We start from the raw sequence: 14,494 nt of genomic DNA, 5'->3' as shown, positions 1-14,494 counted from the left end.
ACGGTGGGGTTATCAGAAGGGGATATAATCAGCTGCTGGGTGTCACCATCAATCACGCAGATAACACCGCTGATAGCGCACCAGAGTGCGATCCCGTGCGGTGACAGAATCACATCAGCGATATTAAAGCGCGCGCTGTTGTTCAAGTTTTTCCATCCTTTTGGCTCGCGCTTTATGAATAGAGTCGTCTTGCTCAATGGGCATTCTCATACGGACGCTAACCCACTGCATAACTTCACTTTCAATCCAGCGGATTGACCGTTTTGATAAAGTAATTCGCTCAGGGAAATCACCATTGTTTTCTAATTTCCAAATCGTTGAGCGAGACAGCCCTGTTAAATAGGCCACCATCTTGAAGTCGATCAGCCTATCGTTTGGATCCATCAAAATCCCGTTATACTCTCTGCACGTTGTCATCATATTTTCCTTAAATCGGCACACGTCCTTGTGCTGGTGGTTATCCTTTAACGTATTACTGATATTCAGGCTTCATATCACTCAGCGTCATACTGAATTGCTCATACAGTTCAGCGCCGAGCTTCGTTTTACGGGCATTCAGCAGCTGTTCCACTTTCTGAAATGCTTCTGCGGCTTCCGGTGTGCCGGGTTCCGGCAGAGAATTGATCTCTGCTTCCAGGAGATTGCGTGAATCGATAACGTGATATGCCTGAATCGCTTTGTTTTTCAGTTCAGTAAACAGGGTGATACCCATTGCCTTTTTGCCTTCATCAATCCGGCTACGGATATCTTTCACGGCATCCAGTGTTTCGGCGGTATCGATAGCACGGCGGATTTTCTCAGCGTCGAATTCTTCAACCAGTTCACCGGTGACTTCTTTTACCGGTTCCGGCTGTTGTGGTTCTTCCTGCTGGTGGGATAGTTCACTGAGTGTTACGCGCTCTTTCGGCGGGGTGACGTCTTTCATGGCGCGTTCCTGAATCTCATCAGGTGTGTAAACACCCATAATCACTTCTGGGCAATACAGGCGTGACCAGTATTTTATTGCCAGATAGGCGATCTGCTGCTTTGGCATATTTGTCCAGAGTGGTGAGTTGCGCGTCTGGACATCAGCCAGATAAACCGGCTCACCCCAGGTTATTTCACTGTCACCACGCAGCACCGCGCCAACTTCAACATAGAGGCCAGACTCATCGCGGTTTTTGTCTTTTTTACCGACAATTTTTTCCCATTCGCCGCCGTAGCGGTAATGGAACCGGCCATCAATAGCGGTTGAGCTTGTGATTGCGGCATTGACCAGTTGAGCTTCGTAACCGAGTGTGCCGTTAATAACATGGGTCTTCTGACCGACAACGTAGGGATCCATACCCCAGCGGACCGACTGCATTGTTATTGCCAGGCAATCAGAGGGTTTACCCTGTAAATGTTTCGGTACCGTCACGGTGCCGGACGCCATTAACTCGGCAAGGCGCATCAGGCGATCCATTGAATCCGGATTCATCAGCAATGAGGTGTTATTCATAACGGTCGGCGGTGTATTGGTTTGAACAGTTGTTACTTCTGACATAGTGAAATCTCCGGCCCGGCTATTGCCGGGCATAAAATAGGGTGAGTGTTATGCGGCGTCCATTTGCAGCGATTCCAGGCGGCGCATATCGAAATCGTTCAGGCCGATAGTGAGTGTGGTGGTGACCGGTCCCGGCCATACATCGGTGTCCATAGCCTGGCGGATATCGCGCAGTGTCTTTTTGTATTCCAGGCGGCCGAGTTCCAGTAAATCCGGCGAAGCTTCGACTACCGCGACCCAGTTGTAATTTTCGTCTTTGTTGACGAAGATCCAGAAGAACTGTTCGAGTTCGGCAATATCGCAGTACATGGCAGCACTGACGTGATAATCGCGGTTGAGTATTTCCCGGCGGATCATGGCCTCGATTGCATCCTGCTTGAAACGTCCGAGTGATACCGATTTCAGGTCGAACCCGATACGGCTGTCCGAGGTGGATATTTCAAGGTCTGGCCGGACGCGGACTTCCAGCCCGGTATCTTCATCAATACCGTAATAACTGACTTCCACGGCGCGGCCCGGATGATTAATCAGCGGCCTGATTTCAGGGTGCTGGTAGACAGCTTCCTGCATGGCTTTGCCGAGCTTTAACTGATCACCAGTGATACGGATACGTGATTCATCTGCCTGCCATGCCTGCATTAATTCATCAGCGAAAACAGTTTCCGGTGATACGCCTTTGATTCTGGCGATAAGGTCTTCTTTCTTACCGGAGGTAATCAGCGGATCCGGCTTATTGCGTTCTGCTTCCACCAGCTCAGGATTTATTTCTTCCAGCTCCCGAATCATGTCGATACGTCCGCCGGATGTTTTCAGCGGTACCGGCAGGGTATTATTGAACGTCTTGATACAGGCTTTCATTGCCGCGGCGGTGTGCTTTTCATGTTCCGGAATGGTGCGGAAAGCATCAGGCAGAGAAACATAGAGAGAGCCGATTTCTTCAGCGTTACCGGACAGAGATAACGGCTGCGGCAGCGTGGCGTTATGTGCCTCAATCTCTGCTTTCAGCTCGTCGTTGCTCATCACTGGCGCCAGCCAGGCGTTATAACTCTCAATCCATTTCTTCATGGATTCGGTGTTGGTCAGTGCATCAGCCGGGATAACCGGCGGCAGGCTGAATTCCGTGTCCAGCTTTTCCGGCTCCAGTACCAGGGTATGAAACAGGTTGCCGAAATCCAGCGCCTCAGAGCGTTCACGCTGAATCACTTTCGTGATGTGGCGGCGCCGGTAATACATCAGGCTGATCCGCGCATCTTTCAGCATGGTGCTGCTGATGCCGTTCGATGCGTGATACGTTTCGTTAGGGATATCAGGATAGCGGCCCGGCTCAAAATGTGGCGCTTCTGTGGCAGCCTTACAGTCATTATCGGTCATCACCTCATCCTGTTGATAAACGGTTTGTTTATCATTTTTTGCAGCAGAATGATCAACGGCACCACACAGCGATTCAAAATACTGCTTTTTATCGCTGGTGGCCGGGTACTTATCCATATTTCTGATGACGTGTGCCAGCGCTTCAATGCATTGCTCATCCTGCAGTGACTGTAAGCAGGTTGATGATGTGGCAGCGAGGCCGACACGGAAAATAATGTTGTCGTATTTCTCCAGTACCTGGTTCGATTTATCGCCGTTGATACGGGCAATCAGATCTGTCGTTGCTTTTGCTATATCAATGCATGCCTCGCCGCTGGCCATCATTATCGCCGCGGCTAAATTAGCATCCATACGTTCTTTATTGGTCGTTGCCATTGTGCTCACCTATAAGTTGATCCGTCCGTGCGGCGGTTTTGGTGGTGAAAGCCCACTCAATGCCAGCACTGAATGATTTAAACTGCTGTTGCTTGCCGCACACGATAAAAACGTGCAGGCCGTTGAGAATAAAAAATTTCATTTTATTCACCATTAAATAAACCATTTGGTTATGTTTTGGCGTATAGCAAAACCGGCGGTTGTCGCCAGTTCATGTAATTTTTCACGTTCCGATCCCGCGTTCCGGTTCTACGGGTTAGCAAGGACATTCTGCTGCATCAGAATTAGGGTTTGTGTTGCAGTCTCGATTGTTAAAGAGCATGACCAATGTGGTCAACTTGATATGAATAATAACCCGTACCTGAACGTTGTCAACAATAAAAAACAATAAAAAATAAACAATATGATCATTATCACGACGAAAAAAAGCCAGCTCGAGGCTGGCTGATTTCACATCTGCATGATTTTATTACCGGCTTTTATTTATGATGAACTCTATAAAGTCCTGGATCTGTTCTTTCTCTGCCGGTGACAGTGCAGCATACCGTTTCTGGTCATACTTAATGACATCGGTATCATTGGACGGGATCAGCAGCTCATAGGCTTTACGGCCAAGTGCCTTGGCAATGGAGTCCACGCTGTCCACGGTGGCACTGGTTTCATTCTTCACGATACGGTTAATCGTTGATTGCCCCAGCCCGCTTCTGACAGACAGCTGAGTCTGTGACTTCACACCGTCTGTCAGCATAAAGGTACTGATGTTATCTGCCAGTATTGCGCCGATCTCCGTCGGTGAATAGATATCGTCGGCGCTTTCTGCCGGCCGGTTGTAATGGTCGGTATCCATCCAGTATTTTTGCACTCGAGTGACGTGCTCTATCTTCCGGGCAACCGCGTCACTGATATTACGGTGGCTTTTCAAATCGAATGAAGAAAGATAGCGGGAAATGATGTTCGGAGCGAACCCCAGCGCATCGGCCAGCGCTTTCTGTCTGCCGTCGTAATACTTTTCCAGAATGAAGATGAGGTTATCTCTCCTTATCTCATTGATGTTTTTCATATGGGTTGCCTGATTAAAATGTATTCGTAAATGTTTATCTGATTCTGACATTAAACAGAATCATGACCTTGTTGGTAAATGACCACGTTTGCTATTATCGGCAGAATGGTTACCGATAGAACAGGAAAAATATGGAAGATTTCAATTTTCAGGCATTCTGGAATGGTCTTAACAAAGAAGATCGTGTTGCGTTCGCAGAGAAAGCCGGGGTAACTGTCGGTTATATCAGGACACACCTGAGCTATGCCCGCAGGCAGCCGGGACTGAAAACTATCAGGCGATTACACCAGGCATGCACTGAACACGGTGCAGCGGTAACAATGGAAGAGCTGATACGGTTCTTCGAGTGATGAACATATGAGGCCGCTTTGTGCGGCCTTTTTATTTTCTGGTTATGTGCGATAAACAATCATTCATTTAGGGTTGATTTATTTTTTATGATTCTCTATCTTACTTCTTAAACAACTTGGTTAAGAGGGACGTATGGAAGTTATCAACAGAAAAACAGCGGTTCTTAATGGGCTTGTCCGGTTTTATACGGGTAAGCCATGTAAAAACGGCCACGATGCTGAACGCTATACCAGCACCGGCGCATGTGTAGTGTGTGCGGCTATGCATTCTACGGAGTACCGAAAGGAAATGAACCGGTTACTGAAACTGGCAAAGGAACTGAATAAAACAGATGGGCGCATTCATGAGAGTGAATTCAGGGGGTGATATGGCTCGTATAAGAACCATCAAGCCAACATTCTGGACGGATGAGGACATGGCAGAGGTATCAGAAGCTGCCTGTTTACTGGCTATCGGGCTATTAAATTATGCTGACGATGAGGGGTATTTTAATGCTAACCCGAAACTGATTAAGGCGGCTGTTTTTCCGCTACGTGAACCCTCCGGTAGTATTCCGGTATTACTACAGGAGCTTTCCAACTGCGGTTATATACGCCTGTTTTCTGCACAAAATGGTAAGCGCTTCGGGCTGATCATTAATTTTACAAAACACCAGGTAATTAATAAGAAAACAATAAGTAAAATCAAAGAGATGGATTTAATACCGGAAGACTACGGTAGTGATACCGGAGAACTACCACCCGGAAGGGAAGGGAAGGGAAAGGAAAGGAATATAAAAACAACTCTCTCTGACGCGCGCGCAGAAAATTTCATTCCTGCTCCTGAGGAGGAAGATCCACCGGCAGGGAACTGGTCAGATTATCCGGGTAAATTCGTCATGACCGGTCACTGGCAGCCGGATCCGGATTTCAGCCGCAAGGCGGCACAGTGGGGAGTGATACTGAATGAGCCGTACCGGCCAGAAGAACTGGCCGAGTTCATCACGTACTGGCAGGCGGAAGGGAAAGCCAAACACCACGCACAGTGGGAAATGGCCTTCGCAAAGAGCATTCATCAGCAGCGCATGAAACAACCGAAACAGAGCGGAGGACACACCGATGACTCAGAATTTAAATTTAACCCATCCAGCGGGAAATCCAGAGCGGTACAACTCGTCGAGCATGGGATCCGGAAAAAATACGGGCAGGAATATCTCGACTCTCTGGCTGAGGATGACCGAGCTGTATGGGGACAAGTGGACGGGCAAGAACGGGGCGGAACCGTCATCGATGTGGAAGCGAGCGACCGCCGGATTGAGTGATGACCAGTTTGAGATGATATTCACGTTCTGCCTCGATCGCTGCATGAACGGCAATACGTGGCCGCCTGAACTGTCTGACGTGATTGTGATGCTGTCGGATAAGCTGGTGGACTCAAACGCATTCGGGATCCCGTTTGACGACATGTTGCGTGATTTTAATAAATACATGGCGAAGCGGGGTTATTACAGCAGTGCTGAGATGTACCCGTTCCGGCACCCGGTGCAGTACTGGATCTTCACTGACCTGAGAAACAAGGTTCATGACCTGCGGCTGACTGAGCCTGAGGTTGAAAAGCGCCTGGCGAAGATGATCCGGCAGTGGGCTGACCGTGTAGCCAAAGGTGAGCCGATACCCCGTCCGGTTCTGCGTGTGGAAGATAAAACCCGTCCGTCTCCGGCATGGATGGAAATGCTCGAAAGAAAGAAACAACGATCTGCCTGAGTGCATGAATCATCAAAATCGTAAGCCAGCGCAACGGAGCGAGGTTTTAACTATGTGGTCAGTACGTTTTCATGATGTGGTTTTAAAAGTCTCTCAGAATTCGATACAGTGCGTTTTAACCGCATGCGGCATATTGGTATTTTTATTCTTGAAAAGATAAACAATATGGTTATATTTACCTATAAGGTAATTACCATGGGGGCTATATGCGGGTTCAGGACTACATCGTGCGGGTTCTTGCGGATAAGCCGGATCTCACTGCCATGCAGCTGGTGGTCGCCATCAGGAATGACCACAACCGGAAGGTCGGAATATCTGCAGTACGGTATGCGCTCGACCAGCTGTATCGCTGGAATGTGATAGGGCGCAAAAGAAACTCATACAACTTCGTCCACTGGCTTCGGTATGACCACCGGGAAGGGCTTGAGAATCAGGAGCAGACCCGGCGCGAGAATATCGCTAAAGCTCTCAGGCGCAGCCATGAGCGCAGCGAGGAAACGGCAGCTAAACCCCGGGTGACAGAGCGAAAGCCGAGAGTGCGCCAGCCGATTGAGCAGTACGGCGAACCAGCACGGATGCAAAAACTGTTTGATTCACTACTGAAAAAGGCCAGGAACAATGCAGGTTAACGAGTTCGATATCACGCCGGTGCCAAAGCCGCGCATGACACAGCGGGACAAGTGGCAGAAACGCCCTGAAACAGTGCGCTACTGGGCGTTTAAGGATGAAGTCAGATTGCGCGGATTAACGCTTCCTGAGTGTGGTTATCACGTCATTTTTACAGTACCCATGCCCAAATCGTGGAGCAAGAAAAAACGAGCCGCCATGAATGGACAGCCACACCAGCAGAGACCGGATAAGGATAACTTTGAAAAGGCGTTGTTAGATGCGGTATTTGGTGAAGATTGTCGCGTATGGGACGGCAGGGCATCAAAGCTTTGGGGTGAGACCGGGAAGATAACGGTAAGGTTGCCGGAATAATGGCGGAATCGTGAACTTATTACCATCGGGTAAGTTTGTGAGCGGGTTATTTTATTGGTGAATGATATCGGTAATAAGTTATGAGTTAAAAATCATGCTGTTATGTGTCGATTTTTCTGAGGTATCAACACCGGATTATTAATGATTATGTGAGGCGCTGGGTGCATTGCTGCGACCTCATTGATGATGTGGGAGATGTAACACAATGAAATATCCAAAAATAGATGATTTCCACAATGGCATTAAACCGATGCCGAAGTTGTTCCGGGTTATCAGTGTGGAGCTTGACGTTTTACGCGCTCATTTAGGTTCTGGCGGTGGCGTTATATTTGATTGTGATGATGTCGAAATCAGGAAAGTAAGACGGGTTAAACACGATGGCGGCTGGTGCTGGCAGTTGGTCAGAGAGTACAAAGACCAGGAGATGTGGGATTACTGCTTCAATCAAGACAGGGAGTGTCTGAATAACCTGAATTGGGAATTTGGTCTGTTCAGATAAATAAACAATCGTGACATGTCACGGGGATATTAATTAAAAAATTAACCACCGGAGGAGTGATGAAAACCGTAAAAACGAGTGAGCTTTCAGGCCGGGCACTGGATTGGGCTGTGGCGCAGGCTATGGGTATGCAGGTTGAAATAGGCGCTGAGTATATCGTTGATGCCAATAAATGCGTTTACGTGCCGTCTGGGTCGTGGGTTATCTGTGGTGAATTTGTCGAGAAATATTCTATTGAGCTTGTAAATGAACTGATCCCGGATGAGCAATGGGGCGGGCGCATGGTCTGGTCTGCATCCTGTAATTACGTGCAGGATGGCTATGAAGACGGTGATACACCGCGTATCGCAATATGCCGTGCTGTCGTGGCGGTGAAGATGGGGCGTGAGGTTCGTGTGCCTGAGGAACTGCTGAAATGACAGCCAAATCCCCCGCCGAACGCAAAGCCGCACAGCGTAAACGCCAGCGTAGCGCTGGCATGGTAACCCCGCAGTGGCAGATTGAGGCCGAAGAACATGAGATGATCAAGCGTAACTGCGCTCTGCGCCGCGCCGGTCGTGAACCATACGACGAAGCCGAGTATATCCAGATGCTGATACGCAACGATGATGCGCGGCTTAAGCGTGAGATTGCGGAGTTATCACAGCGCTGCTGTGGTAAGTGTGGTGAGGCGTTGCCGGTTGCCGAGTGCTGCCTGTCCGGTGATGCTGAATGCTGGAACACCAGAGGGTGGCATGAGCTTAAACTCGGGGTGGTTGACAAATAGCAGGTAAAACTGAAATTTGGTTGACGCGATTTATAACAAACTGATATTTAATTATTTTATGAGGCTGTCATGCTTGATGAGTTTGAAGGTTTTGACGAATTCGAATGGGTTTAATCTGGTGTAATTACACCGTGTTGATTCCCTCATGCGTGAGGGTGACACTGACTAACTACCTGATATTGTTCCGTTATGTGGATTCCCATAGCGGGAAATCCAACTACCGAAGATTTTCAGGTAGTTCAAAACACTTTACGGGTTTGAATGTTATCTTTTAGTTGGTCATAATAAACAAAGAGGTAATCATCATGACCATCAAAAGACCACGCAAACCACCAGCACGAAAGCCCACACCGCTGAACGCTCAGATGGAGCGTTTCTGTCAGGAATATCTCAAAGCGCCTGATAATCAGACTGATGCCGCCATTGCTGCCGGGTACGCTCCCGGTAGTGCCTGTAAGCGTGCATCGGTACTGATGGCAGATCCCCGTATTCAGGAACGTATCGCCCAGCTTATGCAGCAGCGGAACAAGCGCACCAAGATGAGCGCCGACACCGTGCTTAAGCGGCTGGTGGATATGCTGGACGCGGATATCGCGGACATACTCAATGAGAAAGGTGATATCAAGCCCATCAGTGAATGGTCGCCGGTCTGGCGTAAATCGGTGGCCGCATTCGATATCATTGACATAGATGGCGATACCCGCCTGAAAAAAGTGAAACTCCTGGACAAACTCAAGGTGCTGGAACTCATCGGTAAGCACGTCGATATCAATGCATTCCGGGAGCGCGTACAGGTGGACGTCAATATCTCGCTGGCGGATAAACTGGCAGCGGCACGTAAACGGGCAGCAGAGGGTATTGAGTAATGACCGATACCGCCGCCACGTCACCGGAAGAACAGTTGATTGATGATATCGCCATGTTCACACATGACCCGCTCAGTTATGCGCTTTATGCATTTCCGTGGGGTGAGGCGGGTACCGAACTGGAAGCGGCCGGCGGTCCGCGTCAGTGGCAGGCAGAGGCACTGGGTGAAATCGGCCAGCATCTGCGTAATCCGGACACCCGGCATCAGCCGCTGCTGCTGGCTCGCGCATCCGGGCACGGTATCGGTAAATCAGCATTCATTTCCATGGTGATTAAGTGGGGCATGGATACCTGCGAAGATTGCAAAGTCGTGGTCACCGCCAACACCGAAAACCAGCTGCGAACCAAAACATGGCCTGAGATTGCCAAGTGGCAGCGTCTTTCCATCACCCGCGACTGGTTCACCTGCACCAAGACCGCTATCTATTCCAACGACCCGAACCACACCAACGCATGGCGGGCAGATGCCGTACCGTGGTCAGAGAACAACACCGAGGCATTCGCCGGGCTGCACAACCAGGGCAAGCGCATCATTCTGGTATTCGATGAGGCATCCAATATTGCCGATCTGGTATGGGAAGTAGCAGAGGGGGCGCTGACGGATGAGAACACGGAAATTATCTGGATTGCGTTTGGTAACCCGACCCGTAACACTGGGCGCTTCCGCGAGTGCTTCCGCAAGTTTAAACACCGCTGGCGCACAAAGCAGATAGATAGCCGGACTGTGGAGGGAACCAACAAAGAGCAGATAAAAAAGTGGGAAGAAGATATGGGGGAAGACAGTGACTTCTTCAAAATCCGTGTGCGCGGCATCTTTCCGTCAGCCTCTGAAACGCAGTTTATACCGACCGGCCTTACCGATGCTGCCATGAAACGGACGGTAACCGCCGCTGAGGTGGCTCACGCCCCGGTAATCATCGGCGTTGACCCCGCCTATTCCGGCGCTGATGATGCGGTGATCTACATGCGGCAGGGGCTGCATTGTAAGTTTTTATGGTCAGGTGCCAAAACCACTGATGATGTGATCATGGCGAAACGTATTGCTGACTTTGAAGACAGCCTCCAGGCGGATGCTGTGCATATCGATTTCGGTTACGGTACCGGTATTTATTCTGTTGGCATGAACTGGGGGCGAGACTGGCAGTTGGTGCAGTTCAACGGTTCATCGACTGATCCGCAGATGGCTAACAAGCGCGGTGAGATGTATAACAGCGCTAAAACGTGGCTTAAGATTGGCGGGGCATTGGACGACCAGGAAACCGCTGACGATTTATCTGCTGCGGAATACAAAGTCCGCCTGGACGGAAAAATACTGCTGGAATCCAAAGACGATATCAAAAAGCGTATCGGCCGTTCTCCGGGCAAAGGTGATGCGCTGGCGCTGACATTTGCTTATCCGGTCACCAAAAAAGACCCGCAATTCAAACAGAACATTTCTCACGGCTCAGTTGTGGCCGACAATGATTACGATCCCTACGCATAAAAAAGCCCGCACACCGGCGGGCTTACTGTGATATGTCACCGCGACATTATTCACTTAATTTCTGTTTTAGCAGATAACCTTCCAGCAGCCAGATTTTATTTACGGCATTCTGTCTGGCAATCTTCTGACCGATCTCTGCATCGAAGTTTTCAGGACTGGCACAGGCTGATTCCCCGGTTACCGTAAAACCGTTTTTCAGAACAAGAACACAAAATGTCAGTAAATTAAGCGCTGGTGGTACCGATGCATCATCAGGGTAGCGCTGTACTTTTGCGGAATATAGCCCAGAAACGCCATCAGCAGCGGTGAAATAGTGCTCGCTGGTAATCAGGCTTTCAATGTGCGCCGGAGTAACTCGCGGAGCGGTTTTACCTTTCATCTGAATCTCTGTTTCAATATCTGGGTTGTTCATAATTTCACCTGTCTATTGTTAAAAAAATGCCCTCACGAAGAGGGCAAAAGCTGTAGCACTGGCAACACCTGTTATGGAGGGTAAAAAGGATCACGGCTGAGTGATAAACAAAATGTTAGTCATGTTTATTTTAAATGTCAATTAACATGATATACAATCCATATAAAGTAATTATGTTTATTTTATTGAGGTGTGGATATGTGTGGATTCAGTAAGCCGAAAATCAGTACGCCGCCACCGGTTCAGGCAGCACCACAGGAGCAGGACGAAGCTGTAACCAGCAGCCGTGATGAAGAAATGCGCCGCCGCCGTGCAGCATCAGGCCGTAAGTCAACCATGCTGACCGGATCGCAGGGGGCCACCGGTGCCGCGTCCACCAGCGGTAAAACGTTGTTAGGCCAGTAATCACAGGGGCGGATAATGTCAGACAGCCTGAAACAGCAGTTAAATAAACAACTCTCTCAGCTCAAAGATGAGCGTCTCTCTTTTGAGCCGCACTGGCGTGAGCTGTCTGATTTCACCCGTCCGCGCAGTACCCGTTTTACCGCCTCGGAAGTTAACCGTGGCGATCGTCGCAACAGCAAGATTATTGATCCTGCTGCCGTCATGGCGGCGCGTACCTTATCCAGCGGCATGATGTCCGGCATTACCAGCCCGGCGCGTCCGTGGTTCCGTCTGGCGACACCTGACCGTGACCTGATGGACTACGGGCCGGTAAAACTCTGGCTGGAAACCGTCGAGCAGCGGATGAACGAAGTGTTTAACCGCTCCAACCTATACCAGTCATTGCCGCTGATGTACGAGGATTTAGGCACGTTCGCCACCGGTGCAATGGCTGTTGTTGCCGACCCGCAGAGGGTGATCCGTACAGTACCGTTTCCGACCGGCAGCTTTTACATTGCCAACGGCGCGGATCTGAGTGTCGATACTGCCGTCCGTGAATTCAGCATGACAGTGCGTCAGGTGATCACTGAGTTCGGTATGGATGCTGCCAGCGATACAGTGAAATCACAGTGGAACAGCGGTCAATACGGGCAGTGGGTGAATGTGGTTCACGCCGTTTATCCGAACCTTGACCGCCAGACCGGCAAACTGGAAGCGAAACACAAGGCGTACAAGTCCATTTATTACGAGGCCAACAGCACTGACGACAAGTTGTTACGTGAATCCGGTTACGATGAATTCCCGATCATGGCACCACGCTGGGAAGTGAACGGGGAGGACGTTTACGGTTCATCCTGTCCCGGCATGGTGGCACTCGGCAGCGTGAAAGCCCTGCAGCTGCTGCAGCGCCGCAAAGCGCAGATGATCGACAAAATCACCAACCCGCCGTTACAGGCTCCGGCCTCTATCAAAAGCCAGCGAATTTCGACCATCCCCGGCGGGATTAACTATCTGCCGATGGCGGACGTGAACAACCAGATCAAACCACTGTTCCAGATCCCTGCTAACGGTACCAACGGCCTGCTGGAAGATATCCAGGACACCCGCCAGATTATCGACCACGCCTATTTCGTTGACCTGTTCCGCATGATGCAGACTGTGAATACCCGTTCAATGCCGGTTGAGGCCGTGGCAGAAATGCGGGAAGAAAAACTGCTGATGCTGGGGCCGGTATTACAGCGTCTGGATTCTGAGCTGCTGGATAAGCTGATTAACCGCACGTTCAGCGTAATGGCTGAGAACAACCTGCTGCCGGTACCGCCGGATGAGATGCAGGGTATGCAGCTGAAAGTCGAATATATCTCAGTGATGGCGCAGGCGCAGAAAGCGATCGGCGTCAGCAGCATTGAGCGTTTCATCGGCTTCACCAGCGGCATAGGTCAGTTCAAACCGGATGCCCTGGACAAAATCAACGTGGACGAAACTATCGACGCCTACGCCGCATCAATCGGTGTTCCGCCGTCCGTGGTGGCAACCAATGAACAGGTGGCGCAGATCCGTGAAAACCGCGCTCAGCAGCAGGCCATGGCACAACAGATGCAGATGGCGCAGGCCGCTGTCGGTGGCGCTCAGGCGCTGGGTAATACACCGATGGATGATAACAGCGCACTGGCAGCGCTGGCCGGAGGTGGTCAGTGACAGACGCACCGGAAACCTATCTGCTCACCCCGCAGGAACAGGCCGCACACGATATTGCACAGCGCGAGCAACAGAAACGCGCTGATGATGACCTGAAATCAGTTATGTCAACAGAGGAAGGCCGCCGGTTTATGTGGCGGTTACTGGGTGAAAGCAATGTGTTTGGCTCATCTTTCTCAGCAGACCCGTATCTGACAGCCTTTAAAGAGGGCTGCCGGAACTTTGGTTTACAGATGTTTGAAGGGCTTCATCGTGTCTGCCCTGAACTCTATGCACTGATGGCTGATGAAGCCGCAAAACAACAGGAGAAACAATCATGAACTTATGGCAGCGCTTAATGATGCGTCGCTTGTGTGAAGAGCAGAACGCGGAGGGTGGTGACAATGGCGGAGCGGCTACAGGCGCAGATAACGCACAAGCTGGCGCGGATACATCATCAGCGGATAACGGCGGTACTCCTGCGGGTAATGAGCAGAATAAAGGTGCTGAGCCACCGGCCAAAGATCCGAAAGCCGATCCCGGTAAACCCGCTGTAGCGGCCCCGGAAAAGTATGAATTCAAAGCCGCAGACGGTCAGGAGCTGGATGCCGAAGCAGTAAAAGCCTTTGAGCCGATCGCCAAAGAGCTGAACCTGAGCAACGAGCAGGCGCAAAAGCTGGTGGATGTGTATGGCAGCAAAATTATGCCGAAGCTGGTTGAGCAGCAGGCGGCACAGTGGCAGCAGCAGATCGAACAGTGGGCTGAGCAGGTTAAGGCAGATAAAGACCTCGGTACCGATGCTTCCATTGGCGCAGCGCAGAAAGCCATGGATAAGTTCGGCTCACCTGAACTGAAACAGTATTTGAACGAAACCGGCCTCGGAAATCATCCGGAGCTGGTGCGTATTTTTGCCAATATCGGCAAAGCCATGTCAGAGGACGGTCTTGTCACTGGCAATAGCGGCGGCACGAAGAGTGCCGCTGATGTGTTATTCGGATAAT

General features: G+C 50.3%; 21 protein-coding genes. 15 read left to right on the top strand and 6 right to left on the bottom strand.

What is annotated here, in order from left to right:
- Positions 1–123: 123 nt before the first annotated feature.
- The 5 genes from X965_RS07915 to X965_RS07895 form a co-directional block, all read right to left on the bottom strand.
- Complete coding sequence (locus X965_RS07915) at positions 124–384, bottom strand: AlpA family transcriptional regulator (protein ID WP_072144566.1); 261 nt, start codon at positions 382–384, stop codon at positions 124–126.
- Between the two features lie 88 nt (positions 385–472).
- Positions 473–1,480, bottom strand: a complete 1,008-nt coding sequence (locus X965_RS07910) for a RecT family recombinase (protein ID WP_371257982.1) — start codon at positions 1,478–1,480, stop codon at positions 473–475.
- Positions 1,481–1,573: 93 nt separating this feature from the next.
- Positions 1,574–3,271 (bottom strand): PD-(D/E)XK nuclease-like domain-containing protein, encoded by a 1,698-nt coding sequence (locus tag X965_RS07905; protein WP_036417671.1) that lies wholly within the window; start codon positions 3,269–3,271, stop codon positions 1,574–1,576.
- Positions 3,255–3,413 carry a hypothetical protein gene (locus tag X965_RS19530; RefSeq protein ID WP_172794082.1) on the bottom strand — a complete coding sequence of 53 codons (159 nt, stop codon included), beginning with the start codon at positions 3,411–3,413 and terminating at the stop codon, positions 3,255–3,257. The genes X965_RS07905 and X965_RS19530 overlap by 17 nt, the downstream gene beginning before the upstream one ends.
- A 327-nt stretch (positions 3,414–3,740) precedes the next feature.
- The gene (locus tag X965_RS07895) at positions 3,741–4,331 is read right to left on the bottom strand and encodes a helix-turn-helix transcriptional regulator (RefSeq protein ID WP_036417666.1); all 591 of its coding nucleotides are present in this window, start codon (positions 4,329–4,331) and stop codon (positions 3,741–3,743) included.
- Between the two features lie 131 nt (positions 4,332–4,462).
- Here X965_RS07895 and X965_RS07890 point away from each other — a divergent pair, with 131 nt between their 5' ends.
- The 11 genes from X965_RS07890 (at position 4,463) to X965_RS07840 (ending at position 11,020) form a co-directional block, all read left to right on the top strand.
- Complete coding sequence (locus X965_RS07890; protein WP_036417664.1) at positions 4,463–4,681, top strand: hypothetical protein; 219 nt, start codon at positions 4,463–4,465, stop codon at positions 4,679–4,681.
- 133 nt (positions 4,682–4,814) lie between these two features.
- Complete coding sequence (locus X965_RS07885; protein WP_051997324.1) at positions 4,815–5,048, top strand: hypothetical protein; 234 nt, start codon at positions 4,815–4,817, stop codon at positions 5,046–5,048.
- 1 nt (position 5,049) lies between these two features.
- Positions 5,050–5,982 carry a DnaT-like ssDNA-binding domain-containing protein gene (locus X965_RS07880; protein WP_036417663.1) on the top strand — a complete coding sequence of 311 codons (933 nt, stop codon included), beginning with the start codon at positions 5,050–5,052 and terminating at the stop codon, positions 5,980–5,982.
- The gene (locus tag X965_RS07875; protein WP_036417662.1) at positions 5,951–6,424 is read left to right on the top strand and encodes a replication protein P; all 474 of its coding nucleotides are present in this window, start codon (positions 5,951–5,953) and stop codon (positions 6,422–6,424) included. Before X965_RS07880 ends, X965_RS07875 begins: the two co-directional genes overlap by 32 nt.
- A 206-nt stretch (positions 6,425–6,630) precedes the next feature.
- Positions 6,631–7,053 carry a hypothetical protein gene (locus X965_RS07870; protein WP_036417660.1) on the top strand — a complete coding sequence of 141 codons (423 nt, stop codon included), beginning with the start codon at positions 6,631–6,633 and terminating at the stop codon, positions 7,051–7,053.
- Positions 7,043–7,405 (top strand): RusA family crossover junction endodeoxyribonuclease, encoded by a 363-nt coding sequence (locus tag X965_RS07865; protein WP_036417658.1) that lies wholly within the window; start codon positions 7,043–7,045, stop codon positions 7,403–7,405. Before X965_RS07870 ends, X965_RS07865 begins: the two co-directional genes overlap by 11 nt.
- A 205-nt stretch (positions 7,406–7,610) precedes the next feature.
- Entirely contained in the window at positions 7,611–7,904 is a 294-nt protein-coding gene (locus X965_RS07860) for a hypothetical protein (protein WP_036417656.1), read from the top strand.
- 59 nt (positions 7,905–7,963) lie between these two features.
- Positions 7,964–8,323: a phage protein NinX family protein gene (locus X965_RS07855; protein ID WP_036417654.1), complete on the top strand. Its 360-nt coding sequence runs from the start codon at positions 7,964–7,966 to the stop codon at positions 8,321–8,323.
- The gene (locus X965_RS07850) at positions 8,320–8,670 is read left to right on the top strand and encodes a hypothetical protein (RefSeq protein ID WP_036417652.1); all 351 of its coding nucleotides are present in this window, start codon (positions 8,320–8,322) and stop codon (positions 8,668–8,670) included. The genes X965_RS07855 and X965_RS07850 overlap by 4 nt, the downstream gene beginning before the upstream one ends.
- A 305-nt stretch (positions 8,671–8,975) precedes the next feature.
- Complete coding sequence (locus tag X965_RS07845; RefSeq protein ID WP_024472877.1) at positions 8,976–9,536, top strand: terminase small subunit; 561 nt, start codon at positions 8,976–8,978, stop codon at positions 9,534–9,536.
- Positions 9,536–11,020, top strand: a complete 1,485-nt coding sequence (locus X965_RS07840; protein ID WP_036417650.1) for a hypothetical protein — start codon at positions 9,536–9,538, stop codon at positions 11,018–11,020. The genes X965_RS07845 and X965_RS07840 overlap by 1 nt, the downstream gene beginning before the upstream one ends.
- A 46-nt stretch (positions 11,021–11,066) precedes the next feature.
- On the opposite strand, the gene X965_RS07835 is transcribed toward X965_RS07840, so the two are convergent.
- Entirely contained in the window at positions 11,067–11,432 is a 366-nt protein-coding gene (locus X965_RS07835) for a Gp49 family protein (RefSeq protein ID WP_036417649.1), read from the bottom strand.
- A gap of 198 nt (positions 11,433–11,630) precedes the next feature.
- On the opposite strand from X965_RS07835, the gene X965_RS07830 reads away from it, so the two are divergent.
- The 4 genes from X965_RS07830 to X965_RS07815 are packed head-to-tail and all read left to right on the top strand — an operon-like array spanning position 11,631 to position 14,493.
- Positions 11,631–11,837 (top strand): hypothetical protein, encoded by a 207-nt coding sequence (locus X965_RS07830; protein ID WP_004239577.1) that lies wholly within the window; start codon positions 11,631–11,633, stop codon positions 11,835–11,837.
- A 15-nt stretch (positions 11,838–11,852) separates the two neighbouring features.
- The gene (locus X965_RS07825) at positions 11,853–13,514 is read left to right on the top strand and encodes a portal protein (protein ID WP_036417648.1); all 1,662 of its coding nucleotides are present in this window, start codon (positions 11,853–11,855) and stop codon (positions 13,512–13,514) included.
- Positions 13,511–13,834, top strand: a complete 324-nt coding sequence (locus X965_RS07820) for a hypothetical protein (RefSeq protein WP_046892312.1) — start codon at positions 13,511–13,513, stop codon at positions 13,832–13,834. Before X965_RS07825 ends, X965_RS07820 begins: the two co-directional genes overlap by 4 nt.
- Positions 13,831–14,493 carry a peptidase gene (locus X965_RS07815; protein ID WP_036417646.1) on the top strand — a complete coding sequence of 221 codons (663 nt, stop codon included), beginning with the start codon at positions 13,831–13,833 and terminating at the stop codon, positions 14,491–14,493. The genes X965_RS07820 and X965_RS07815 overlap by 4 nt, the downstream gene beginning before the upstream one ends.
- Position 14,494: the final 1 nt, after the last annotated feature.

Origin of the sequence: Morganella sp. EGD-HP17 (assembly GCF_000512315.2) — a bacterium.
GTDB lineage: Bacteria > Pseudomonadota > Gammaproteobacteria > Enterobacterales > Enterobacteriaceae > Morganella > Morganella morganii.
Note: the sequence above shows the minus strand (reverse complement) of the source record. Positions and strands in the feature narration are given on the sequence as shown.

What these genes read in the sequence shown, in the direction of transcription:
- X965_RS07915 (WP_072144566.1), bottom strand. Translation starts at nt 384, where the DNA reads ATGGATCCAAACGATAGGCTGATCGACTTCAAGATGGTGGCCTATTTA.
- X965_RS07910 (WP_371257982.1), bottom strand. Translation starts at nt 1,480, where the DNA reads ATGAATAACACCTCATTGCTGATGAATCCGGATTCAATGGATCGCCTG.
- X965_RS07905 (WP_036417671.1), bottom strand. Translation starts at nt 3,271, where the DNA reads ATGGCAACGACCAATAAAGAACGTATGGATGCTAATTTAGCCGCGGCG.
- X965_RS19530 (WP_172794082.1), bottom strand. Translation starts at nt 3,413, where the DNA reads ATGAAATTTTTTATTCTCAACGGCCTGCACGTTTTTATCGTGTGCGGC.
- X965_RS07895 (WP_036417666.1), bottom strand. Translation starts at nt 4,331, where the DNA reads ATGAAAAACATCAATGAGATAAGGAGAGATAACCTCATCTTCATTCTG.
- X965_RS07890 (WP_036417664.1), top strand. Translation starts at nt 4,463, where the DNA reads ATGGAAGATTTCAATTTTCAGGCATTCTGGAATGGTCTTAACAAAGAA.
- X965_RS07885 (WP_051997324.1), top strand. Translation starts at nt 4,815, where the DNA reads ATGGAAGTTATCAACAGAAAAACAGCGGTTCTTAATGGGCTTGTCCGG.
- X965_RS07880 (WP_036417663.1), top strand. Translation starts at nt 5,050, where the DNA reads ATGGCTCGTATAAGAACCATCAAGCCAACATTCTGGACGGATGAGGAC.
- X965_RS07875 (WP_036417662.1), top strand. Translation starts at nt 5,951, where the DNA reads ATGTGGAAGCGAGCGACCGCCGGATTGAGTGATGACCAGTTTGAGATG.
- X965_RS07870 (WP_036417660.1), top strand. Translation starts at nt 6,631, where the DNA reads ATGCGGGTTCAGGACTACATCGTGCGGGTTCTTGCGGATAAGCCGGAT.
- X965_RS07865 (WP_036417658.1), top strand. Translation starts at nt 7,043, where the DNA reads ATGCAGGTTAACGAGTTCGATATCACGCCGGTGCCAAAGCCGCGCATG.
- X965_RS07860 (WP_036417656.1), top strand. Translation starts at nt 7,611, where the DNA reads ATGAAATATCCAAAAATAGATGATTTCCACAATGGCATTAAACCGATG.
- X965_RS07855 (WP_036417654.1), top strand. Translation starts at nt 7,964, where the DNA reads ATGAAAACCGTAAAAACGAGTGAGCTTTCAGGCCGGGCACTGGATTGG.
- X965_RS07850 (WP_036417652.1), top strand. Translation starts at nt 8,320, where the DNA reads ATGACAGCCAAATCCCCCGCCGAACGCAAAGCCGCACAGCGTAAACGC.
- X965_RS07845 (WP_024472877.1), top strand. Translation starts at nt 8,976, where the DNA reads ATGACCATCAAAAGACCACGCAAACCACCAGCACGAAAGCCCACACCG.
- X965_RS07840 (WP_036417650.1), top strand. Translation starts at nt 9,536, where the DNA reads ATGACCGATACCGCCGCCACGTCACCGGAAGAACAGTTGATTGATGAT.
- X965_RS07835 (WP_036417649.1), bottom strand. Translation starts at nt 11,432, where the DNA reads ATGAACAACCCAGATATTGAAACAGAGATTCAGATGAAAGGTAAAACC.
- X965_RS07830 (WP_004239577.1), top strand. Translation starts at nt 11,631, where the DNA reads ATGTGTGGATTCAGTAAGCCGAAAATCAGTACGCCGCCACCGGTTCAG.
- X965_RS07825 (WP_036417648.1), top strand. Translation starts at nt 11,853, where the DNA reads ATGTCAGACAGCCTGAAACAGCAGTTAAATAAACAACTCTCTCAGCTC.
- X965_RS07815 (WP_036417646.1), top strand. Translation starts at nt 13,831, where the DNA reads ATGAACTTATGGCAGCGCTTAATGATGCGTCGCTTGTGTGAAGAGCAG.